The organism is Cellulophaga sp. BC115SP (assembly GCF_009905545.1).
GTDB lineage: Bacteria > Bacteroidota > Bacteroidia > Cytophagales > Spirosomataceae > Flectobacillus > Flectobacillus rivi.
In genome coordinates this window covers 230,037-254,525 of sequence record NZ_JAAALB010000002.1, presented here as the reverse complement: position 1 = coordinate 254,525, position 24,489 = coordinate 230,037, and the positions used below count along the sequence as shown (strand labels likewise).

23 protein-coding genes are annotated in these 24,489 nt (G+C 36.2%); 11 read left to right on the top strand and 12 right to left on the bottom strand.

The annotated features are described in order from the left end of the window. Positions 1-2: 2 nt before the first annotated feature. Entirely contained in the window at positions 3-1,589 is a 1,587-nt protein-coding gene (locus tag GVN22_RS02550; protein ID WP_166549505.1) for a SusD/RagB family nutrient-binding outer membrane lipoprotein, read from the top strand. A 300-nt stretch (positions 1,590-1,889) separates the two neighbouring features. Here GVN22_RS02550 and GVN22_RS02545 read toward each other — a convergent pair whose 3' ends face one another. The 8 genes from GVN22_RS02545 to xerD form a co-directional block, all read right to left on the bottom strand. Then, a complete protein-coding gene (locus GVN22_RS02545; RefSeq protein WP_166549504.1) occupies positions 1,890-2,213 on the bottom strand; it encodes a hypothetical protein in 324 nt (107 codons plus the stop codon). Further along, on the bottom strand, positions 2,201-3,067 hold the full coding sequence (locus GVN22_RS02540) for a hypothetical protein (RefSeq protein WP_166549503.1): 867 nt from the start codon (positions 3,065-3,067) through the stop codon (positions 2,201-2,203). The genes GVN22_RS02545 and GVN22_RS02540 overlap by 13 nt, the downstream gene beginning before the upstream one ends. A gap of 415 nt (positions 3,068-3,482) precedes the next feature. Beyond that, complete coding sequence (locus GVN22_RS02535) at positions 3,483-6,194, bottom strand: PQQ-dependent sugar dehydrogenase (RefSeq protein ID WP_166549502.1); 2,712 nt, start codon at positions 6,192-6,194, stop codon at positions 3,483-3,485. A gap of 343 nt (positions 6,195-6,537) precedes the next feature. After that, a complete protein-coding gene (locus GVN22_RS02530) occupies positions 6,538-6,936 on the bottom strand; it encodes a hypothetical protein (protein WP_166549501.1) in 399 nt (132 codons plus the stop codon). Positions 6,937-7,255: 319 nt separating this feature from the next. Next, complete coding sequence (locus GVN22_RS02525) at positions 7,256-7,711, bottom strand: response regulator (protein ID WP_166549500.1); 456 nt, start codon at positions 7,709-7,711, stop codon at positions 7,256-7,258. 11 nt (positions 7,712-7,722) lie between these two features. Beyond that, entirely contained in the window at positions 7,723-8,292 is a 570-nt protein-coding gene (locus GVN22_RS02520) for a LuxR C-terminal-related transcriptional regulator (protein ID WP_166549499.1), read from the bottom strand. Positions 8,293-9,169: 877 nt separating this feature from the next. Further along, positions 9,170-9,292, bottom strand: coding sequence for a hypothetical protein (locus GVN22_RS28065; RefSeq protein WP_255494237.1), 123 nt, complete (start codon positions 9,290-9,292; stop codon positions 9,170-9,172). Positions 9,293-10,442: 1,150 nt separating this feature from the next. Further along, the gene (xerD, locus tag GVN22_RS02515) at positions 10,443-11,357 is read right to left on the bottom strand and encodes a site-specific tyrosine recombinase XerD (protein ID WP_166549498.1); all 915 of its coding nucleotides are present in this window, start codon (positions 11,355-11,357) and stop codon (positions 10,443-10,445) included. A gap of 191 nt (positions 11,358-11,548) precedes the next feature. Between xerD and aroQ the strand changes: the two genes are divergently transcribed. The 3 genes from aroQ (at position 11,549) to GVN22_RS02500 (ending at position 13,993) form a co-directional block, all read left to right on the top strand. Continuing rightward, positions 11,549-11,974 carry a type II 3-dehydroquinate dehydratase gene (gene aroQ / locus GVN22_RS02510; RefSeq protein WP_166549497.1) on the top strand — a complete coding sequence of 142 codons (426 nt, stop codon included), beginning with the start codon at positions 11,549-11,551 and terminating at the stop codon, positions 11,972-11,974. A gap of 198 nt (positions 11,975-12,172) precedes the next feature. Continuing rightward, positions 12,173-13,267, top strand: coding sequence for an aminotransferase class V-fold PLP-dependent enzyme (locus tag GVN22_RS02505; protein WP_166549496.1), 1,095 nt, complete (start codon positions 12,173-12,175; stop codon positions 13,265-13,267). Between the two features lie 153 nt (positions 13,268-13,420). Then, a complete protein-coding gene (locus tag GVN22_RS02500; RefSeq protein ID WP_166549495.1) occupies positions 13,421-13,993 on the top strand; it encodes a MarC family protein in 573 nt (190 codons plus the stop codon). A 347-nt stretch (positions 13,994-14,340) separates the two neighbouring features. Here GVN22_RS02500 and GVN22_RS02495 read toward each other — a convergent pair whose 3' ends face one another. After that, positions 14,341-17,145, bottom strand: coding sequence for a TonB-dependent receptor (locus tag GVN22_RS02495; protein ID WP_166549494.1), 2,805 nt, complete (start codon positions 17,143-17,145; stop codon positions 14,341-14,343). Positions 17,146-17,431: 286 nt separating this feature from the next. On the opposite strand from GVN22_RS02495, the gene GVN22_RS02490 reads away from it, so the two are divergent. The 6 genes from GVN22_RS02490 (at position 17,432) to GVN22_RS02465 (ending at position 21,223) form a co-directional block, all read left to right on the top strand. Next, positions 17,432-18,007 carry an RNA polymerase sigma factor gene (locus GVN22_RS02490; RefSeq protein WP_166549493.1) on the top strand — a complete coding sequence of 192 codons (576 nt, stop codon included), beginning with the start codon at positions 17,432-17,434 and terminating at the stop codon, positions 18,005-18,007. Positions 18,008-18,011: 4 nt separating this feature from the next. Beyond that, the gene (locus GVN22_RS02485; protein ID WP_166549492.1) at positions 18,012-18,305 is read left to right on the top strand and encodes a hypothetical protein; all 294 of its coding nucleotides are present in this window, start codon (positions 18,012-18,014) and stop codon (positions 18,303-18,305) included. Between the two features lie 36 nt (positions 18,306-18,341). After that, entirely contained in the window at positions 18,342-18,812 is a 471-nt protein-coding gene (locus GVN22_RS02480) for a Spy/CpxP family protein refolding chaperone (protein WP_166549491.1), read from the top strand. A 302-nt stretch (positions 18,813-19,114) separates the two neighbouring features. Beyond that, entirely contained in the window at positions 19,115-19,867 is a 753-nt protein-coding gene (locus GVN22_RS02475) for a YHYH protein (protein ID WP_166549490.1), read from the top strand. Between the two features lie 205 nt (positions 19,868-20,072). Continuing rightward, a complete protein-coding gene (locus GVN22_RS02470; protein WP_166549489.1) occupies positions 20,073-20,594 on the top strand; it encodes a toxin-antitoxin system YwqK family antitoxin in 522 nt (173 codons plus the stop codon). Next, positions 20,594-21,223 carry an SCO family protein gene (locus tag GVN22_RS02465; RefSeq protein WP_166549488.1) on the top strand — a complete coding sequence of 210 codons (630 nt, stop codon included), beginning with the start codon at positions 20,594-20,596 and terminating at the stop codon, positions 21,221-21,223. The genes GVN22_RS02470 and GVN22_RS02465 overlap by 1 nt, the downstream gene beginning before the upstream one ends. Before the next feature lie 52 nt (positions 21,224-21,275). Here the strand turns inward: GVN22_RS02465 and GVN22_RS02460 are convergent, their stop codons facing one another. From GVN22_RS02460 to GVN22_RS02450, 3 genes are all read right to left on the bottom strand, one after another. Continuing rightward, positions 21,276-21,935: a hypothetical protein gene (locus GVN22_RS02460; RefSeq protein ID WP_166549487.1), complete on the bottom strand. Its 660-nt coding sequence runs from the start codon at positions 21,933-21,935 to the stop codon at positions 21,276-21,278. Positions 21,936-21,947: 12 nt separating this feature from the next. Beyond that, positions 21,948-22,553, bottom strand: coding sequence for a hypothetical protein (locus GVN22_RS02455; protein ID WP_166549486.1), 606 nt, complete (start codon positions 22,551-22,553; stop codon positions 21,948-21,950). Positions 22,554-22,862: 309 nt separating this feature from the next. Further along, positions 22,863-23,462 carry a hypothetical protein gene (locus tag GVN22_RS02450; protein ID WP_166549485.1) on the bottom strand — a complete coding sequence of 200 codons (600 nt, stop codon included), beginning with the start codon at positions 23,460-23,462 and terminating at the stop codon, positions 22,863-22,865. Positions 23,463-23,803: 341 nt separating this feature from the next. On the opposite strand from GVN22_RS02450, the gene GVN22_RS02445 reads away from it, so the two are divergent. After that, positions 23,804-24,433 carry a viroplasmin family protein gene (locus GVN22_RS02445; protein WP_166549484.1) on the top strand — a complete coding sequence of 210 codons (630 nt, stop codon included), beginning with the start codon at positions 23,804-23,806 and terminating at the stop codon, positions 24,431-24,433. Positions 24,434-24,489 lie beyond the last annotated feature (56 nt).

Below are 24,489 nucleotides of genomic sequence, written 5' to 3'. Positions count from 1 at the left end.
GTATGAAAAAGACATTCATCAAAATAAGTGCAATGTTAGCGATTGTAGCTACTTTGATTAGCTGTAAAGACCAACTCGGTGACTTGTACCTTAACCCTGAACAAACAACGACTCCTTCAGTTGAGAAATTTTTTACTCAAATTCTCAACAATGATCGTATCTACCCAAAATATTGGGATATGCGTACTTTTGCGTTGACGCACGCAGGTGTATTTTCTCAAGTGATTTCATTTACCAACGATAAATTCATTTACCGTGAACAAGCGCAATATACCGAGCAACGTTGGGGTGATTTTTACACAACGAATGGTAATGGTAGTGGTCCTTTGGCGCATTATCGTGAAATAGAAAAACAATACGCTAAACTTTCAGCTACAGAAAAACAAAGTGCAGATGTGTTTGTGAATGCAGCGAAAGTAGCAATGTTGGAACAAACGGCTCAAATGGTTGACCTTTGGGGAGATATTCCATTTTCTGAAGCAGGAATGTTGAACTTAAATGGCTCGATTACATCGCCAAAGTTTGATGACGCAAAAGAAGTGTACTACACTGTAATTGCAGGTTTGAAAGATGCTTCAAATTATTTTGCTACGGCTAACTTGAGTAGTGTAACGGCTGGTTCGTTCAAAAAGCAAGATATTCTTTTCCAAGGCGATATTACAAAATGGCGTCGTTTGGCAAACTCTTTACGTTTGCGTGCATTAATGCGTATTTCATTCGTGGATGAAGCAAAAGCAAAGGCAGAAGTATTAGAAATGTTGAATAACCCAACACAGTATCCTTTGTTGGAAGAAACAACTCAAAATGCTTTGTTGAACCCAGTAACAACTTATATTGACAATTTGCGTAATGCTTTCTATGAGTCAAATAACCATTTGGGAGCTTCGTTCTTGTTGGATAAAGTATTAAAACCTGCTAATGACCCGCGTATTGCTGTAATTTATGACAAAGGCGGTCGTCAGGATGGTAGCAAATGGGTAGCCAATGCAGATTATTATGCAATGCCATTAGACTTAAACTCAACTGACCAAGCTACAAATATTACTAATGGTAAATATGCAGTGCTTGACTCAGCTACGTTTGTGTATAACAGCAAATTACCTGGTGTAATCTTTACTTCAGCTGAAACACATTTGTTGAAAGCAGAAGCGTATGAGCGTTGGGGAACTACTACAGATGCGGCAACAGCTTATAACAAAGGTGTAGCTCAATCAATTGCTTATTACTATGCTTTGAATAACTTGAGCAATAGTACAGCGCCAAAATTGACTGCTCCATCTGCCGCAGCTGTAAATGACTTTTTAGCAAACTCAACGATTAAATATGCTGGATCTTCGGCTCAAAAATTAGCCTTGATTTGGACACAAAAATGGGTACAATTTGGCTTTATGCAATCGGTACAAGCTTGGTCTGAACTTCGTCGTACAAAATATCCTCAGTTGACATTTGTAGCGGACAATACTTCAGGTTTTGCTTTGCCACCAAACAGATTGACTTACCCTGGTCGTGAGCGTACATTCAACCCGAACTATAGTGCTGTTTCTAGCAAAGATACTCGCGATGCGAAGATCTTCTGGGATGTTAAATAAAACAGATAAGTGAAAAACTGAATGATAATAAAAATCCCCCTCATCTATGTAGGTGAGGGGGTATTTTTTTAGTGCTGAGTGGGGAGTGTTGAGTTTTCAAAGAATTTTAGATTTGGGATTTCTGATTTCCGAAACGAAGCAAAATACTTTTATTTTTTACAAAATATAGAAGCTTACACTTCCGAAATCCAACATCCGATATCCGAAATAAACAGTTTTTACTTAGTTCAACCTATTTTAGGCAAGGACAACTCACCATTCACAATTCATCATTCAAAACTCATCATTCACAACTCATCACTACAAAAGTTCTGCTATCTCCATAATTCTGTGAAGTATCATATCGATTTCGTCATCGAGGGTTGCGAGATTACTACTGGTAATATTTTCAGGGTAAAATCTCAAATATGTCATCACCGCCTCACGAACCCATTGAAGATTTTCGTCGGTTACCTCTGATGTTGACAATGCTTGACTCAACGAGTTTGATAAAATATCTTCAGCTCTAAGTTTTAATAATAAACCTGTTTGACCTGTAAGTGATTCTTGCTCAGCGAAGCACTGAACTAAATGTTCGAAATTGGCTTTGAGCAATCTCAGATATACGGGAGTTAACGTTTCCATGGTAATTCGTTGGCTGGTAATACTACTATTCTATTTTGCATAGCAGGATTGATTGCTCTAAAATCAAAGCTCCCATCTGCTTTCTTTAATCTACGATACACCAATGGAATCAAAATTTGTTCGCCTCCACCAGCTAAATATGGTTGACCTATGTTTAAGTTATTTGAGAGTTTTTGTGCCGCAGCTAATCCTCTCCAAACCCAGATACCTCCCGCAGGAACGGTGTATTCTACAATATTTTTGAAGCTATTCCATTCCGGCTGAACGGCAGTTCCACCAATTACTTCAGATATTGATTTGGGTTTAGTACGTGTCCAATAACCTCCTGTAAATTGGTCCCATCCGTCATTACATACTCTATACAATTTTGTTCCTTCTGGCAATTGCTCCAAACTAGCGGTGTTGTTCACAAAAGACATCACATCTGGCGCATAGCTTACCGCAAAATCTGGGTCAAAACTTCCACTTGGTAATTTTACTTTGAAGTTCGCAAATTGTGTTCCTTGCGAAAAACCATTGGGTTGATAAGACCCGTTGGCCAAGCCAGGAAAGTCGAAGTTACGAATAATTACCTTTCTATGGTAAATACTCAAAGCATTGTTTAGGTCGGTGTAAAGTTTCTGCTTGTTTGAAGTCGTGTCAAAAGTACCTTTTAAGATACTTTCGTTTAATCCATCACGAATCCATTTTGACAAAGTAGTATCCGAGCCTGCTGGCAAACTGCTGCTGAGTTGGACAATCCAAGCACGGGTACTGTCTTTTGAAATAGTAATTCCTGAAAAAGAAAATGAACTGAATGATAATAATAATAAGGTACAAAGCATCAAGTGCTTCAAGGTAGGTTGGGTTTTCATAATTGTTTGTGTCAATTGAAAGGAAATTAATTTGATTTGAGATTACGAAGGTATAGAATATTTTCAATTATAAATGCAGAGTTTTTAATTTAAAACCCAATAATATGCTCTGTTGTGTTTGCGATTGAATATTTTAATAGGGACAGATTCATTTGTAATAAAAAATCGCCTTGTTGGTTGTTAGTCAACAAGGCGATAGAACAATCAAACTATTGCGGATTTAGGATTTCTGATTTCGGAAATAGGAATGTATTCTTCAATTTTTGCATTCGTGTCGAATGAGGCACTCGACAAGCGACAAGACCTCGTACTACTTTTACCTATGTTATACGAGTTTTGCTGTCGCTAATTGGTCAGTGAGACACTGACCACGGATGGAAAAAAACATTCACAATTCACAAATCATAATTCAACATTACTTAAACTCAATCCATTCGAGGCTACACAAGTCTTTGTTTGGAGTATCTTTCTTAGTAAAGACAAAATACAAATCTTGTTTTCCTGTTGGTGCTTGAATACCCACAGTTTGCTCAGCATATTTGTCCCACGCACCTGTTGGACTATACGACAATGTACTAACTACAGGACCCGTTGGCGAACCAGTATGAACTTCCACAGTAGCAGCCTTGTCTCTTGACGAGAATTTGTAAGTTAATTCATTAATACCTTTCAAATCGATATTTTTTAAGACAAAATATGAACCATTGTGAATAAAGCCCAAACGCTTGTCTTGACGACCAAGATTATGTAATTCGTCAGCCTCAGCACCATAAACACGATTTGGACGCAATACCAAAGTAGCAGTTTTGTTTAAAGCCAAAATCGTTTTTGGTTTCCCTGCTGGAGCTACCAACGAACCTTTGTCAGTGTACGAAGCTGTAATCACATAGCGACCTTCTTGCTCCTTGCCAACGTGCTCTTTCAACGCCACTGTTCCTTTTGGAGCAATACGGTTTTCAACTGGTTCTGATCCCAATGAAAGGATATATTTCACCATTTCGGTAGTTTCCTCTCTAGAAAGTTGTGGGTGCGCGCTCATTTCACGGTCGCCCCAAAGACCACCACCACCAGTAATAATCTTGTTCGCAAGTTTAGCAATAGCCGTCTTATCATCACGATATTTTTTGGCTACCTCCTTAAACGCTGGACCAGCTGAAGGCGCATTCAATTGGTGACATGCCTTACAGTCTGAGCCTGCAATTAATGATTTTCCTAAGCTAAACGTAGAAGTTAATTGCTGGTGACCCATTTGTGGTTCTCTACTTACTTTTGGAATATAGTTCAAAACTACCTTCACACGCTTCGAGTCGATAATTTTATCTTCCTTGTCTTTTACATCAACAGCATATTTCAAATTACTTGAGTTAGCTTTGAAGAAAGTACTGTTTTCTTCTGTCGAAATAGCTACATCTGGTAAGGTATTACCCACTTTTATGGTCAAAGTTTTAGTATTGCTGATTCCTGCTTGATCTTTTACCGTTAACGATACTTTATAAATACCATTTTTCTTGAAAGTATAACTTGGATTTACTTCTGTTGAAGTACTATTTCCTTCAAATTTCCATAAATAAGACAATTTATCGCCTTTGTCATAATCCAAACTTTGTTCGCCTTTAAACTGAACTGTCATTGGAGCTAAACCGATAGTATCTTGTGCAATTGCTTTTGCTACAGGTGCTCTGTTTCCGCCATTAAAGTCGATTTTTACCAAACGAGCATCTTCATTGTCAATACCATATACCGAACCATATTCTAATAAATACATAGAGCCATCTTGACCAATTTCCATATCTACAGGACGACGGAAATCACCTGTTTGAGGCATAAACTGCTCCAAAGATTGATAGTTCTGGTTTTCGTCCAATCTTACCGCAAATATCCAGTTGCGCATCCAATCATATACAAATAATGCTTTGTCATAATAGGAAGGCATTTTACTTTTGTTAGCAATTTTGGCATCATAATGATACACAGGACCACCCATAGCACAACGACCACCCACACCTAGTTCAGGAAACTCTGCTGATTTATTGTAAGGATACCAAATCATCGCTTTTTGAGCTGGAGGGAGGTTCTTGATACCAGTATTGTTAGGCGAATTATTGATAGGAGTGTTTGGTTCAAATAAATCTCCGACTTTTTTAGTGGCAAAATCATATTGATGATAAGGCTTGCTATCTCCTACAAAATATGGCCAACCGTAGTTACCTGCTTTTTTGGCTTGGTTAAATTCGTCATAACCTCTAGGTCCTTGGACTCCATCATTTCCCGCATCAGGACCGATTTCGCCCCAGTACACAATTGAAGTTGCAGGGTCTACCGAAATACGGTAAGGGTTACGACAACCCATAACATAAATTTCAGGACGAGTGCCAGCAGTGCCCTTCGGAAAAAGGTTACCTTCTGGAATGGTGTAAGAGCCATCTTTTTCGACATGAATACGTAGGATTTTACCACGTAAATCATTGGCATTTCCTGCCGAACGTTGCGCATCAAACGTAATACGTCCCTCACGAGAATCAATAGGCGCATGACCACTTGACTCAAACGGAACAGTATTGTCTCCTGTTGAAATAAACAAGTTGCCATGAGCATCCCATGCCAGAGAACCACCTGTATGCGCACTCACTTCCAAATCAATCGGGAACTCGATAATAGATTGCTCACTAGCCAAATCAAGATTACTTTCGCTATCCACTTTGATACGGGAAATACGCTGTCTGGTTTGTTCTTTATCCTGAATCGTATAGAAGAAATACAAATAGTGATTATCCTTAAAATTAGGGTCAATCGTCATACCCAACATTCCATTCAGGTATTTGTCTACTGCCTTTACAGGAAAATCATATAATAGACGAGTTTTCTTTTTGGCAGGTTCATACACATAAAACTTTCCTGCACGTTCCACAAAAAACACACGACCATCGGGCGCAACTGCCAATTCCATTGGCTCATTGAGGTCGTTAGATAAGACAGTTTTGGTAAAACGATTTTCGTCAGGACGATTTAAGGTATCCACCTTTGTAAAAACCTCAGAGGGATAGGTTGAGGTAGGTGCTGGCTGGTGAATAAATGAGTACAAACCCAAGGATGCCCCAACAAGCACTGATAGTTTAGAAAGTGACATAGTTATTTATATAGTTAATTAATCTTTAGAAAATGGCCTCAAAAGCCAAAAGTTTCTTGGTCTGGGATTAAAATTAGAGTGACAAACCCAAAAAACTATCATGCCTTAGGGCAATGACCTAACATTATTAACTAATAGAGTTCAAAAAGTTGGAATTATACCCAGTTGGAGGAGGAAAATGTGTTTTTATTAACCTTGTTGGAGTTATCTCCAATGAGAAATATGCGTCAGCTACTAGTGGGTTAGTCCATATAGTTGGGCTATTGCTTGCGCATGCTCATTTAACTCCATAGCCGCCAGGCTATGGAGTTAAATGAGCATGAAAAATCTTATTGGCTAGTTATTAATGCATTTCTACATTTGCCTTTTGACTGAGCTGGGTATTTTTTTGTCGCTCTATCAACAGCTTTTGCTGTAATTGTAGTTGCATTGCCTTGGTAAATCTTATCTTATTATTTAGAAGTCTTATTTTTTTTTGATATTGTTGATGAAGCCCCGATATTTTGTTGTTAAAGTTAGCAACAAGCATAGAATTACTTTCGTGACATTGTCTCAATTGTTCTTCATAATCTTGCAAACTAGTTTTATATTTTACAAGTTCTAAACTGTCTAACTTTATAGCATCTGCCAAATAATTAACTTTTTGGTTTAAATCTTTCAGTTTCTGAGACTCTTCATCAAATTTGTTAATCAAAATATAAGTTTTTTCTCTTAAGCTCCCTAATTCATTCTCGGTGTACACAAGATTTTTGGTTAGTCGCTCTTTAGACGATTGAAGCCTTTCGAATTTGGAAGTACTTACACATGAGTACAAAAATAGGTTCGTAATCAAAACAAAATTAATCGTGTGTGAGGTTTTCATAATGGTATAAATTTTAGCACGAGTAGATGATATTTTCTTGACTGTTGAATATTTCTATCTTGAAATAATCTAAAACATAAAGAATTATATCCTTAGATTATCAAAATTGAAAATGTATGTCAATGAAAATATGTTTATTAACAAGGGACAAAATATTGCTTACTGAAATATAAGTTTATACCCCTAAAAATTAGCTATATTAAATGGTATCATGAGTCTTTGAGAGTAATTCTTTTTTTCTGAAAATAAGGTCGTCATTGAATTTCTCTTTAGCCTTATTTATTGCTATTTTTATTTGTCGAATGTCTACAGGTTTGTTTAAAAATGAGGAAATAGTAGCTGCTGTTGAGGATGACCTCCTCTGGAAATCACTAAATAAAACGGATGAAAGTACAATGATTTGGATATTGACATGAGAAAACTCTTGCTTGAAATCACTCAAAATTTCCAAGAATTCATACCCATCGATTATGGGCATGTTTAAGTCCAAAAATACTACAACATGTTTATACTGGGTTGATTTTAGCCAGTTTATAGCCTCAAGACCATTCGTTACTTCTTGATTGGATAGACTAAGGTCTTCGAGTGTTTTTGAGAGGATGAATCGATTTATTTTATCATCATCTACAATTAAAGAAATAGGTTCTATACGCATGGATAGGAAATTTAGGATATGAATAGAGATAAAAGTTCACCTTTTGAGTTGATGTTGAGTTTGGCATAAATCTTCTTTACATGGTCATTGACAGTATAAAAACTAATTTTCATATTACTGGCGATTTCTTTGTAAGCCATACCTTTGAGTAAATAATTTACAACCTCTATTTCTCGTTTCGTAAGTATTTTTTCTAATCCCAAATAATTTTCGGCTGTATGAGGGATTAGAAAATTTTTAAATTCTTTCGAAAAAGGAAAGTCAGTTTCTTTAATTACCTCTGATGGATACCTAAACATCGAAGTCAAAATAGGAGGAATTAAATAACAATTTGCTCCAGCTTTAAAAGATTCTAGGATAAAACTATCGGAGGTATCGTTAGTGATGATTATTATTAGTGACTGAAGAAACCTTTGTCTTATACTGCTGATTTTCTCAGTTCCTAGATAGTTGCTCTGTTTCACTTTAATAAAAATCACTTCGGGTTCAGGACTATCATTTACCTTGACGAGAAAGTTTTCAAGATCGTTTCCTGATACAATCAAGTCGATATTTTTAAAAGTCGTAAGAAATTCCTCCATGTTTAATATCTTATATTGGTTTTCATCAATTATTCCGATTAGCATATTATATAGATTAAAAACTAATTAAAAAAACGGTTCAGGAAAGATAACAATATAGGCTAATGGGTAATATATAACTGTATGACACTGTTAGAGGAACCTTTTAACATAAATTTATTCATAATAACAGAAAATTGTGCGGTTTGATTATTGATTCATCAGTAAGGTGTAAATTATTGAATGATTACTAATTATAAGTGGGACAAATCATTCGACAAAGTATTCTAGAGATAGTTGTTTTAATTCAAAATATGATACAAAGATAAAGATTAGTAAAATAATTTAAAATCCCTATTTTTAGGGGGGCTTTTGAGTATCCCTTATTTTTTCAAACCTTACAGTTGGATAGTAAAGCAAAATTAATTTTAATTGTAATAAAAGCTTTGTGAATGAAGAGGATATCTCAAACGACTGGGAGTAAGAATTTTACTAATGCTTTTTTAGAATGATTAATTGTTGATACTTTAGTTAAGTATTCTTTAGATTGGATATTAAGTTGTTGTTTATCAGGTGTTTGATTCAGATTGTTTAGAAGAGGTAAAATTATGTTTAAATTGTAGTAAAAGGTAATGGATAGATTCAGAGATAGTACTATCGTTCGTATAGAAGTGCTGGGAGAACAGTTGTTCAAGTTTGATATAATATAAATTTATTAATAAGATACCCATAGATAATGACTATACAGTGGTTCTCTATGGGTATAATTTTCCTATTTAAAATGTATCATGCTTATGGATTAAATGTGATAAAACAAAGACTACATAAAATTCAAGTTTGATAAAATTTTATCCCTCAGAATTTTATGAAGTTTAGTGTAATTTAATATAAAATAAAATTAACTATTATGTATATACGTTTCTTGTGTTTTGGCATTTTCTTTTACAAAAAACACCGACTTACAAGAAAGACATTTGTAGGATTTTACCTGAATTCCTTTGATTTCTCTGATTTTGTTCATCAAAAAAGGAGTTTTGATGCGCGTACCATAATTCTGTGAGCAAACTGGGCAATGATTATGAGAAACTAATCTTTTGTTGACGTATAAGTAGTATTTGTAACTAATGTAAACAAATAAAATCGAAATAGTGAGTAATAGTGAAATTAGTAGGTCTAACATATTAGTGTTCATGGTATTTATTTGGTGGGTTTAATTTTGAAAATTGGTTTTTACATAAATTCATAAATGCTTAGGCAAAACAATTCTGTTGAAGTAGTTAAAAACAACCTCAAAAATTTTAATCCAGATTATATTTTGCTCAAGTCAATACCCAACAGTAATACTTAGTTAGGCTTGAACCCAATTCAAAATCTGCTAATAGAGTAAGTTTAAATCAACTTGTAGATATAGTCTTGGTTGACAAAAACAATTCTATTTCCAAATTTTTAAATTTAGAGCATACAATTCCACTCCTCAAACTGTTGGAATTTAAGGAAATTGAAACTGTTTTATATGACTACCAAGGCAAATAGAGTAAAGTCATATAGTCGTTTTATGGACTAAAGTTTTACAGTATAAAATTTAAATGAAGCAAGTAAATGAGTTGTTTGAAATGGGTAAAATATACCACATTGAATATGCAAGAAGTACGATAATGATTTGGGAGCTGTCACCAAGGTAACTTGTCCCATACCGAGAGAGATAGCTTATAATTAAAGAACTCTTTGAAGTGTAACTATAGCGTATGCCAACTCGATATAATGGTTTAAATAAAAATCTCTTGGTCTTTTGGTAATCGTATGTTGCTTCATGTATTGCTACAAGTGCTCTTAAGCAATTTTACTTTAGACCATTTCTAAACTACCTCCAATTTACTTTTTTATTCTGAACAATGCACTATGAAATTAGCTAAAGGTAAAAGTATCTTTCTTCGATATATGAAATACTTCAACATGAATGTTAGTAAAAAACAAAAAGTATTAGGAAATGATTAGCACCTGTCTCAAACAGATTCAGGTGGAATAATTCAGGATTTAGGCTATTGGATTATTGATGGCAAAGCTACATACTTTTTTTTTTGTGTGAAATCCCTAAAAGTAGTGGTAAGGGATTTCACACAAAAAAAACAACCTACGCACCTAAATAATCATACCTCTTTAGTAGTTGTGTTCTACTTTCGAAACCCTCTATTCCTCGGATGAAAATCTACAATCGTCTGTTGTAGATAGGCTCGGTCGAGGTGGGTGTATATCTCGGTGGTTGTGATGCTCGAATGCCCCAACATTTCTTGAATGGCTCGCAAATCTGCTCCTCCTTCAATCAAATGGGTTGCAAAAGAATGACGGAATGTGTGTGGACTGATATTTTTCTGAATACCTGTTATCATAGCAAGGTCTTTGATAATCAAAAATACCATCACTCTAGTGAGGTTTTTTCCCCGACGATTTAAAAAGAGATGATCCGAAAAATCAGTCTGAATAGGCTGATGCTTTCTGATTTCTTCCATATAAATCTTTGTGTAGTGCATGGCATCTCTGCCTATTGGCACTAATCTTACCTTATCTCCTTTGCCTCGAACTCGTAGGAAGCCAATATCAAAATAGCACTCCGAAATTTTTAGCTCTACCAGTTCCGACACACGAAGCCCCGAACTATACAATACTTCTAGCATCGCTCTGTTGCGTGTGCCTTCGGGTGTGGATAGGTCGATGGCTTCCAGCATTTGTACTATTTCAGGATAACTGAGGGTAGAAGGTAGTTTTCTGCCAACTTTGGGCGACGCTATCAGAAGAGTTGGGTCTTGTTTGATGACATCTTCTACTTCAAGATATTTATAAAAAGCTTTGAGCCCCGAAAGCATACGTGCTTGAGAGGTAGCTTCCAATCCGAGTTCGTCGATGTATTGAAAAAAACTGAAGATGTGCTTGTCGCTAACCTCAGTTACTGAAGGTGCATCTTCATGGGTGATTTCGAGATATTCCCAAAATTTACTAACGTCTCTGATATACGCCTCGATAGAGTTTTCTGAAAGCGCCCTTTCGAGGGTAAGGTAGTTTTTAAAGTTTTTTATATAAATTTGCCACATCTTGATACTTTCAAAATAAGTGAAAACAAAGCAGTTTTATGAACTAGCGAGTTTGAGGCTTTGTTTTTAGGATATAATTTTCATTGTATTTTGCGAAGCTAATCAATATTTGGCATATTCGTAAAATCAGGCGAATCGGATGGAGCTTTTTCAAGGCCTGATTGCATTTTTAACTTTAAATCGATACTGTTGTGACAAAAAAGCAGATTTTAATCGTGAATGGTCCTAACTTGAATTTGTTAGGAAAACGTGAGCCAGAGATATACGGTCACCAAACATTTGAGCAATATTTTGAAATACTAAGAGACAAGTTCGAAAGTCATGTAGATTTGCACTATTTCCAGTCAAATCACGAAGGTGCTTTAATCGACAAAATCCACGAAGTAGGTTTTACTTTTGATGGTATTGTTTTGAATGCTGGCGGACTCACACACACGTCTATTGCCTTAGCTGATGCTATTGCGGCGGTAAAAACCCCAACCGTAGAAGTACATATTTCGAATGTTCATGCTCGTGAAGAGTACCGTCACCATAGTTTTTTGAGCAAAAATTGTATCGGAATTATCATTGGCTTTGGCTTGAGAGGATACGATTTTGCTATCCAAACATTTTTATAATTTGGATTTGGGGTGACAAACTCAACACTCATGGATTCACATTAGGATTGCACGACTGGTTTTGAACTATTTCGGATTTGAGATTGCTGATTTCGGAAATTTAAAAAGTGCTTTAAACTTCCGAAATCTAACATCCAATATCCGAAATAGTCAAATTTGTTTGAACTCCCAATTCTCCACACTAACGGCCTTACTACGATGATTACATTTTATCCAGGACCTTCCAAAGTTTACCCAGTGGTTGAGCATTATCTCAAACAAGCCTTTGACGAGGGCGTGCTTAGTATCAATCACCGTAGTCAGACTTGTATGCAGATTACCCGCTCTGCTATCGATTTGCTTCACCAAAAACTTCATATTCCTGCAGATTATACGATATATTTTGTATCCTCGGCTACCGAGGTGTGGGAAATTATCGCCCAATCGCTTACCCAGCGTCATAGTTTACATTTATACAACGGAGCTTTTGGCGACAAATGGGCAGAATATGCTGGACGTATTTTACCACAAGTATCGAGAGTATTTTATGATTATGAACAGTCAATAGAAGAGATATTATTGCCAGACTCCGACGCAGATGTGGTTTGTTTGACCCACAATGAAACCTCTAATGGTACGCACTTGAAGCAATGGAATACTATTTTGCAGAAATATCCAGAGGCACTCATTGCGGTAGATGCGACTTCTTCAATGGCAGGAGTAGAGTTAGATTGGCAGACAGCAGATATTTGGTTTGCTTCTGTGCAAAAATGTTTTGGCTTACCCGCTGGTATGGCAGTGATGGTATGTTCACCCAAAGCGCTGCGATATGCTGAAATAATTGGCGATAGAAAATACTATAATAGTCTGTTGTTTATGAATGATAATTTCAAAAAATATCAGACTCATTATACACCCAATGTGTTGGAAATCTACTTATTATCTAAGATTTTAGAACAAATACCAGATATTTCAGAAACCTCTGCTCGAATTGAAGCTCAGGCAAAAGAGTGGTATGATTTTTTTGAAGAACATTTTGATGCAGATTTAACGAATGGAGGTGTAAAACCTTTGATTCAGATCCCAGCATTGCGTTCGGATACGGTATTGGCTATTGAGGCGCAACCATCTGTAGTCAAACATATCAAGCAAGTCATGGAAGCGCAAGGGATTACTTTAGGCAATGGCTATGGCGCATGGAAAGAAAGCACCTTTCGTATTGCCAATTTTCCTGCGATTTCTGAGGCTGACCGTTTAGCGTTGCGCGAACAACTGTTATTACATTTGCCCAACAAAGCCGTTGTAACAGTTTAAAAAAATATTGTGCTCTAGGCTATATGCTGTAAACAATAGGCAAGAAGTGCGATGATAATTTCATAAAGAATATTTTGCCGAGTGCTCATAGCTGACTGCCAAAGGCTGAAAAGATAGCGTCTGCTTTTTCATCAACTAAACCCCTTTCAAATCATGAATTTCAATCTAAAAGAGATTTTCTCTGTTTCACTCATTTTATTTTCTGTGATCGATATTCTTGGGTCGATTCCTGTGATTATTGATTTACGTAAAAAAACAGGTAATATCCACCCCGAGCAAGCTACTTTGGTTTCAGGCGGTATTATGATTGCTTTTTTATATGTCGGAAAATCTATTTTGAGCCTTTTCGGTGTCGATATTAATTCCTTTGCCATCGCAGGAGCATTGATTATTTTCTTGATTGGTCTAGAAATGATTTTAGGACGTAATATTTTCAAATCTGAGGAGGTTTCAGGTTCAAAAGCTGCTTCGATTGTACCTTTAGCATTTCCAATTATTGCTGGAGCAGGTACCATGACAACTATCCTTTCTTTGAAATCTCAGTATGATGAGATTAACATTTTGATAGGGGTGTTTCTCAACTTAATCTTCATATATATCGTGCTTCGTTCAAGCGAATGGATTGAAAAAATGTTAGGTCAAGGAGGTACAAATGTGCTCCGAAAAGTGTTTGGAGTAATTCTTTTGGCGATAGCAATCAAGATTATCAAAACAAGACTAGGATAGTTCTGAATGATGAGTTTTGAGATATTTTTATAGGTATTCATATCGTAGAGACGCAATGCTTTGCGTCTTAAACCGAGTCAAATCTAGCATTGTAGTATCAAAAAAGGCGGTCGAAAAATTCATTTCGACCGCCTTTTTTAATGAGTATGCGATATTCTAGGAAAAAATATAGAATACTTTCAGTTATGAGTTTAATACATTAAGTAATAGGAAGGATTAAATAAATGGTATTGAGGTGTAATTTGGATATAACATTTTGATTATGAATATCTTCAAATACCTCATATACTATTCACTAATAACGTCTTCCTACTTAACAGATATACTGTTAACAAATAACCTCGTCATTAGAAATTGAAATTTAAACGAGCAAATACATATCTACCGTTAAATCCAAACTGTTGTACACGACGAGAATACACAAAACGTCCAGCGCTCATGTTTCCTGAGTGAGTATGAATATCTTGGTAAACATCAAAGATATTGTTTGCTCCAACAGCAAGGTTAATTCCTTTCGCCACTTGGTAGTTTAATGTTAAATCAGTAGTGATTTTTGGCGCAAAAGTTTGGTCTAACGTCTCCTTGTTGTTGTTATTGAAAGCATTAGCTACAAAGTTAGCAGAGCTCAACATTGTTGGGTCTAAATATACCACTTCACCAAAACGCACCGCACGAAGCATGGCACCAAACTTACCAAACTTATAGTTGATAGTACCCGTGATTTTGCTTCTTGGACTTGCCACCTCAATACGGCTTTGGTCTTCACGGTTGAAATAGTTGCCTAATTGACCAGTTTCAATCAATGTTGGAGTGGCTTTGATAGCTGGTTTACCATCAGCCCCTTTGATTACTTCGTTGTCAATAAATGCACCTGCTAGCGTAAATTTCAAAGAGTGTCCTTGTGGTAAACGAGTGGCATAAGCTACCACAGCTTCTATACCGCGTGAACGAGTATCGATCGCATTGGTAAAGAAGTTAACTGTAGTTGCTCCTGCTTGAGCCAATTGAGCAGCAATAGTAGCATTGCCATTAGCCGTAAAGTTATTGGTCAAGATGATACGGTCTTTAATATCAATCTGATAAGCATCGACTGTTACTTCTAATTTACCCAATTCTGCCGTAGCACCAATGCTGTAGCTTTGTGAAGATTCAGCTTTTAACTCAGGAATACCAAAGATTTTGGCTGGCTGACTGCTATTCGGAAATGTACCACTTTCAACAGGCGTTTGTACACCATTAATAGTTTGGAACAAAGTATTTGTTTTTGAATAATACTGTTGTTGTAAAGACGGCGCTCTAAACCCTGTACTTACGGCTCCACGTATCGCTAGTTTGTCCAACAATTTATAACGAGTCGCTACTTTATATTTTAGTCCTGTACTACCAAAATCCGAATAGTTTTCTAGACGCAAAGCACCTGAAACTACCCATTTTTTAGTTACGTCTAATTCTAAATCTGTATAAACCCCAACGTTGCTACGTGAATGTGTCCCTGCATTTGAAGGTAAGAAACCTGGGAATACTTGCGCACCAGCCGCAACACCTAAGCTTGTGTTATAGTTTTTGTAAGACGCTTCTTCACCAGCACGAGTGCCAAATTCATCAACACGATATTCTGCACCAAACGCTACGTTCAAACCTTCCAAGATATCACCGTATTTACGACTCATGTCAAAATTGGTCGTATTTTGTGAAAATGTATTACCTCCTGCATCAAACGAAGTTTGTGGAGTGCTTACACTGCCAATTTGAGAATAGTTAATAGAGTTTTGAACACCATAATCAAAGATATTCTTACCATAAACATTACTTAAATCGAAGTTCCAGTTTTTAGCAATTTTACCACGAATACCCGCCGCAATGGATAAATCTGTTACATCTGAGGTGATTTCAGGCAAAAACCCATTTGGATAAAGTGCAAAAACTCCTGTACGAACTGCCGCAGGAACACCATTTGGATAACGATAAAAACCTGCAGCGTTACCTTTTTTGTTGTTATAACCTCCAAAAATATAGGCTTCAATATTATCATTGATAGGCATAGCACCGTTTACCACAATACCGCCACCTTTTACTTCAGAGTTACCAATACGCATATCAAAAGCATCACGTGTAAGTCCTTTACTTGCGATAATTTGGTCGTCGGTTTGACCTGTTACAGTTGGATATACCTGACCAGTATATGTACCAGTACGGTTGGTACGTCCTCTCGAAACATATTCACCTGTAATATTCAAAAAGCCTTTATCTCCTAGTTTAATACCATAGTTCAAACCAATTTGTCCCGTAAAACCATCTTGAACCGATACATCTTTAGGCAAACCGTTGCTGAAATTAACAGCATAATTCTTTGCATAAGATGTTACATATTCACCTGCCGATAGATTTCCTGATAGACCTGTTTGTTTTTTCAATACAATGTTAATAACACCTGCAATGGCATCAGAACCGTATTGTGCCGCTGCTCCATCACGAAGGATTTCTATTTTATCAACGGCAGTAGCAGGGATCGCATTCATATCAGTACCAACAGTACCACGGTTTACGGTACCATTTACGTTGACCAAAGAGGACTGGTGTCTTCTTTTACCATTTACCAAAACTAATACTTGGTCTGGTCCAAGTCCACGTAGTTGAGCTGGGTCAACGTGGTCAGTACCATCCGAAATAGCCTGACGAGAAGATTGAAATGAAGGAGCAACGAAAGTCAAGATTTGGTTAATGTCAACTTGTCCAACATTATTGGTTACTTGCGAAAGCGGAATAACATCAACAGGCACTGGCGTGTCTATTTTGGTACGACCTTCACTGCGTGTACCTGTTACGACCACTTCTTCCAACGAAGAAATACTTTCTACCAAACTAAAGTTTTTGCTTGTACCACTCGCATCAATTTGTACATTTTCAGTAATTACTTGATAGCCCACAGCACTAACTTTGATCATGTAACTTCCTGCTTGAAGTTTTAATACATAATTCCCATTGCCATCAGATACCGTACCTGTAGTTCGTCCTTGTACACTAATTGATACCCCAGGAATTCCTTGACCTGTTTTGCTGTCCTTAATACTACCTTTTAAACCTTGAGCAAAAGTGTAAACACTTGAAAATAGTAGTACTAAAATCATTGAAAATCGATAGAACTGTCTCATAGAATAGTTGTTTATAAAAATTTAAAAAATTGATAAAGCATTTGATTTTTTCAAATAACAAGTTTTAAATCTATCTCATAAATCGACAAAATGCAAAAAAAATCTGATTAAAGGTTGTAAAATGACGATATAAGTCAATAATTGTTGGGAAAAATCGAAAAAGAGGGCTGAGATTAATAGAAGGATTTTTTAGGTCATAGAAAAAAAATTAGGTTTGAACAGCAAGTTTTATCTTAAATATAACGTCTAAACTTCAAATACCAAATCACTTGGCTAAATTATCTCTATGACTGAACAAGAACTAGTAAAAAAACTACAACAAGCCGATCAATTGGCTTTCAAACATCTTGTCGATAAGTATCAAGACAAGGTGCAGAATACTTGCTGGGGTTTTGTGAAAAGTTCGACAGAAGCAGAGGATTTGACACAAGAAGTTTTTATTGAAATATATGAGTCCATTCATACATTCAAATTTGAATCAAAGCTTGGAACTTATATCTATCGAGTGGCAGTAAATAAATCTCTCGACTATATACGTAAACAAAAAAGTCAAAAGCGTTGGGGAGTAATATTATCTATCTTAAGCTGGAGTGAAAACAAAGAGTTGCCCTCTATGCCAGACTGGGAGCACCCCGGTGTCACTTTAGAAAACAAGGAAAGAGCCAGTATTTTGATGAGTAAAGTCGAGGAATTGCCCGACAATCAACGTGTGGCTTTTACGCTTCACAAAATCGAAGGGCTTTCGTACCAAGAAATCGCAGAGGTAATGCAAGTATCATTGGCTTCTGTCGAATCTCTAATATTCAGAGCAAAACAAAATTTAAAAAAGAAACTACAAGGATATTATCAGCAAGGAATCTAACACGATGGAAACAAATAACGATGAAATAGAAAAAACCTTACAGAGCTTAGATACGCTCGAAAGGGTAGAAGGTAATCCATTTTTGTTTGCGAAAATTCAATACAGAATTAGCCAACGAAATCATAAAAAAAACATTAACCCTGTTTGGAAAACAGTTGGGGTAAGTTTTGCATTGTTACTGTTATTCTTCAACGTACTGACGGTTTGGAATAATCTAAAGTCCCAAAATGAAACAAATATTATGGTCGAATTAGGTAATGAGTTTGGTATAAATACTGGTTTATCGCAATTGTACTAATTAATAGATACTCTATTCAAAAAAATATTTTTAGTTATGAAATTATTCTCTCCTTGGATATTCGTTGGTTTGGTAATCATGAATATTGCTTTACTAGCCGTAATTTGGCTGGGACGCCCTGCTGGAAGACCTCCACATGGTCAGCCTTTTGGTATGGGGCACGAAGGCCCTCGTCTTCAAGATTATTTGGAGTCAAAATTGAATTTTGATGAAAAGCAAAAACAAGCTTATGAAACACTGATTCATGAACATCGTCGCCAGATAGATTCCCTCCATCTGGCGATTCAAGAAGCCAAAAAAGACTTATACAGTCAAGGGTTATCACAAAATGATTCGATTATCTCTCAAAAGCAAAATCAGATTGCGAACCTTATAGCCAAACAGGAGCAGATCAATTTTGACCATTTCAGAAAAGTAAGAGATAAAGTCTGTAATCCTCAGCAGCAACAAGAGCTCGATACTATGATTGGCGAAGTGTTGGAGCAAGTATCAAGACCTCCAAGATAGCAATAAGTTGATGCTGAATATTTAACAGATAAGTAATCAGAAATTCAAATAACGTAGTGACAACCCATGCGGTTGCAGTGTTAAATGGATGAACGTAGTGGTAACTCTTGCAGTTACCGCATTCAAAATGGCAACTGCTAGAGTTTCAGCTACACCCCAAAAACGATAAATAAGAACTCTGTTGAACAAAATAAAAACCTTCGTACAGTCCTAACTCTTAATTCATCAATAATGAATCATCTCTACCCACAATTATGTTTACTCAAACTGGCAAAAACCTTTTGCCTTAAATGTTAAAAACTATGAAAAAGCAATTATTTGCATTGGCTTTTATGGGTTTATTTTCTTGTAAAAGCGATAATACTACGTCTGTAACTCCTGACAATACCACTACGACCTCGGACGTGGATATATCTGTGGTACAATCTAAGTTTTCGAATTCTGGTTTATCTGTTACAGTTGAAGGCAATTATTTGGTCATTAAAAGCAATGGTATTCCCAATCATAAAAGCCCCTATTTTCAATCTACAGATGCTAGATATGAGGCATATAACGGAACCAATACACGTTTTAATCTAAATCCTAATCGGATATCCTCACAGAATTTAGTGTTTAAAATGCCGCTTCATCCTGCAAAAGCTAGTACACATGCTTCTACGCCTCTAGGACCAATTGGTGTGTCGCTCAATGGCGTTCCATTCTTTAATCAATATGCAGGACCCAATCAGCCTCTGACCAATGAGATTAATTCCTTTGACCAATACTTAGGTCATCCTCAACAGACTGGGCAATACCATTATCATCAGGAACCTGCTTACTTGACTACTCAAAATGGGAAATCAGCTTTTCTTGGGTTTCTGTTAGATGGTTTTCCTGTCTATGGTCCTCAAGAAAATGGTAAGGCGGTATCCAATGCTGATTTGGATACTTATCACGGACATTCGCATGTAACAGCGGAATTTCCTAAGGGAATTTACCATTATCATATAACAGATGCCGATCCTTATATCAATGGCTCAGGCTTTTATGGAACGGCAGGAACAGTCAGTCAGTAATAGTTGCGAATTGTGAGTGGAGAATTGCGAATGTAAATTTTTAATTATCAATAATTTACATTCAAAATTTCCCGCTCATTATTCAGTAATTCCTAGTTCAAGACTTAGTCTTGGACAAACTTTTTAAACAGTTTTAAACTGTATTAATATAAAGTTGGATATGAAATTTTACCATTGGTTTATTCTCTTCATAAGTCTCAATTGTATGTTTGCTTGTGAAAAATCACCACAACATTATCGGTGGGATAATAAGGCTTTTGTGTACCAACAAGATATCCTTTTTTATCAAGGAAAACCTTTTTCAGGCGTGCTCGATACCTTTTTCCCAAACCATCAAAAATCTTCGGAAAGAGTTTATAATCATGGAAAGCTTGAAGGATGGGAAACACAATGGTATGAAAATGGTAATTTGTCAGAGAAACGTTTTTATCGCAATAACCAAAAAACTGGGCATCATATTGCCTTTTGGCAAAATGGTCATAAACGCTTCGATTATCACTTTGTGGAAGATATGCCTGTTGGTGAACATAAGCAATGGTATCAGAGTGGACAGCTTTTTTCCTTATGTCACTATAATGAACAAGGTCAACCTTCAGGAAGACAAAGTTTTTGGTATGAAAATGGAAAACTCAAAGCCAATTTTGAGGTAGTCGAAGGAAGAAGATTTGGATTATTAGGTGCTAAAGGTTGTATGGGCGAAAACGAAAAACTTCAAACAGGATTATAATGAATAAAATAACTCTTGTTGTACTCATAAATGTACTTATTACAAGTTGTTCTACCTCCGAAAAGAAGGCGAAAATACCTTTTTACAATACAGCAGATTTTACCACTATTTGGAATGCTGACAGTGTCACACATCATATTGCAGATTTTAGTTTCCAGAATCAAGCAGGTCAAAAGGTGATGCTCAATACGGTAAAAGGCAAAATCCATGTTGCCAATTTTTTCTTTACCATTTGTCCAAGTCTTTGTCCTCGACTGATGGATGGCATGCAAAAGGTGGCACAAGCGTATGCCAAGGATAGTTCAGTCAGAATTATGTCCTACAGCGTTATGCCCAATCGTGACAGTGTTGCAGTTTTGGCACGTTATGCAAAGACAAAAAATATAAACTTGCCTCAATGGCATTTACTGACGGGTGATAAAAAACAGATTTATGAATTGGCCAGAAAATCCTATTTCGCAGATGAAAATTTAGGTGTAGCTAAAGACGAAAACAATTTTTTACATACCGAAAATTTTATTTTGGTAGATTCCCAAAACCGAATTCGTGGAATATATAATGGTACCTTAGCCACAGATATAGAAAATTTGATTGCGGATATTCGAGTGCTGAAAGAGGAGGGGAATTGATATAATTGGCAAAAAAGAAAAGAGGTTATCCCATCGGACAACCTCTTTTTCTTTAGAATACATACCGAATACCTATACCCAGATTAAGATAGATAGTAGGTGAAATATTGTAGGAGATGTAATTACTTTTAAAGGTAGACATTATTTTTTCATTTGTTGACTGACTAAATTCTAGGGCAAATACATTTGCACTTACTATAGGGACAACGAGTGCTAATTTCTTATTAACGAAATAACTTACCCCTCCTGAACCTCTAAAAGTTACCCCAGACGAGAAGGTGTTGGTATCTTCATTGTTAGATGGAGTAAAGTCATCTTTAATAGATTTGGAAGTATTTCCTACATTAAGATTCCCTTGGAGCCTTCCATAAATGCCTAAATTCCCAAATATTTGTTTATAATATTCATTTCCTAAACCAACGGAGAATCTATATTGTGAATTTTTCTCGTTGTATTCAAGATTCCTTTCTGTTGCTGATTGACTAAATCCAAAAGTCCAGAAACGAGCTTTTGATTTTGTTACAAACTTTCCGTAAGTAAGATTTAAGTTAGAAGATAAAGCATCACTCTGAGTGGAGTTCTTTAAACTAACTATTCCTATTCCAAACGACCCGTCTAAGTATTTTTTGCCTTCAATGTATTGTCCAACGCTATAGAAACTAGATAGTAGACAAAAAGATATAACTAATAAGCTAAATTGTAACGTTTTCATGATTTTTCTAGGTTATAGTGTTTTACCGATAGCAATTTTAAAAGAACCAATAGAGGGTGATAGTCCGATAGAAAAAGCCTCCCAATTTTTTACTAATAAATCTGTACTTTGATAATTGACATAGCCAATATTAGCACTACAATCTAGAAAAAGTTTACTTTTAAAATGATATCTCAATCCTACATTGGCTAGTATGGAAGCTCCCCAACCATCATTTTTATATCCTTGGTTTGACCTAGCGAGTAGGTATTTCCCCATACCTACAGCCTCAGCATATAAACCTATATTTTTGTTAAGAGGCTGAAATTTATTGATAAAGTAGCCTGCTCCAATAGCATGTGAACCATATTTAAAGTCGACGCCTGATTCAGTCCACATAAGCGTATAATCTGCTAACCAGCCTCTGGAGACCTTATTGGCTCCAAATTTTCCTGATTTGAAGTATAAGTTCAAATTTTGAACATGTCCTGTCTGAGAAGATGTAAAGGCGTTTGAAAAGGTTCCACTAAGAGAACCACCCACAAGCCAGTTTTTAGTGCCTGGGTCGTATTGTGCTTGAGATGAATTGTGGACCATGAGTAGTATCACAGTCAAACAGGTTAGAAAAAGTATTTTCATGTAAGTATATGGTGTTAAAAATTTGTACGAAAGTAAGAATCCTTAAGTACAATTCAAGTGATTTAACAAAACTTTAACAAAAAGAGAGCGCTCTACCTATGGCAGAGCGCTCTTCTATATTACTCGTTTCTTAGTGCGAAACAATCCTAATTGAACAAAACGGTGTAGAATAAACGTAATATTGTACTTTGTATAAAAAACAAATAATAGATGCTAAAATGACTGTATAGATAGAATTGAAACACTTTATATCTACTTTGGTAAAATCTACCACTAACTGATATACTACTAACCAGTAACATCTACAATCTAAAAAGTCTTGCCAATAGATATTTTGAAAGTTCCAACACTTGGTACAATCGCACCAGAAAAGTTCTTTACATCACCCATACTTTGGTATTGAAGCGTCCCTACGTTTGTTCCCAAATCCAAGAACCATTTGTTTTTCATACTGTAGCGTAGCCCAACATTACCTTCAATTGTTGCAGCCCAGCCATCAGTGCCAGTGCTTCCTTTTGAGGTATTGTATAGATATTGTGCTTTGCCAACGGCTTCGGCATACAAGGCTAAATTTTGAGTGATTGGTTGAAATTTGCTCACAAAATAGCCTGCTCCAAAACGATGCTGGTAATAGGTCGTGTTAAGAGTGGACCCTGATGATGTTAAAAGACTATAGTCTAAAAGCCAACCTTTTGCTACATTGTTTTCTCCAAATTTTCCTTTTCTGAAAGTCAATGAAACGGCATTGCTATGTAAATCTTCTCTGCCAAGATTGCCAAATGTGGTGTTATTAGTAGCTAATGAACCACCTAGTTGCCAGTATTTTGTATTAGGGTCGAACTGTGCTTTTGAGGTTAAAGAAAGTGCGCTCAACGCGGCAACACAACAGGTTAGAATGAGTTTTTTCATGATGTAAACGGTGTTAAATTTTGAACAAAGCTAAAAGGTCATTTTTAGAAGAGCAATAGTAAAAGCAATTCAACATGCTTATTTAACATTAATTAACTAAAATCTGCACTTGGCACTTTTATGTTCTTTTGTGGTAAACCTCAAAGATTATTTATCTGAAATTAGTAGTGTACGAAGGGAGTATTTCGGATATGGGAGTTTTTTCTTGCTATATCTTGTAAAAAATAAAAGTAGTTTTCTGTATTTCCGAAATCAGAAATCCCAAATCCGAAATGCTTACGCATGTTGATTCTTTCGAGATAAAGCCGAAAATTGATTATCTTCACGGTTTTTTAAGAGAAATGGCAAAAAAAGCAAAATATTATGCAGTGTGGAAGGGAAGAAAAACGGGTGTTTTTTCTTCGTGGGCAGAAACTGAAGAAGCTGTAAAAGGCTTTGAAGGGGCACAATACAAATCCTTTGATACAGAGGCGGAGGCCGAGAAAGCTGCTAAGGGAAACTACTGGCAGTCTGTGCAACAAGGAGCTACTGGAGCAAAAGCGGTAACCAAGAAAAATGTAGGAAAACCCTTGGCCAATAGTATTTCTGTAGATGCCGCTTGCTCTGGTAACCCTGGCGTGTTGGAATATCAAGGAGTTGAAACTTCTACGAAAAGAGTCTTATTTTCGATGGGTCCATTTCCTGAAGGAACTGTAAATATCGGAGAATTCTTGGCAATAGTTCATGGTTTGTCTTTCTTGCAAAAACACAATTCTGATTTGCCTATTTACTCAGACTCAAAAACGGCTTTGAGCTGGGTCAGAAATAAAGCAATAAAAACGAATTTAGAACGTAATGCTAAAACCGAAGAGCTTTTTCGATTAGTTGACCGAGCATTAATCTGGTTGAAAAATAATACGTATTCAAACCAAGTGCTCAAGTGGGAAACCGAATTCTGGGGCGAAAACCCCGCAGATTATGGAAGAAAATAAATCTTGAATTGTGAGTTAGTGAATGGTGAATTATTTTTTCGTTAGTAGAAGATCCA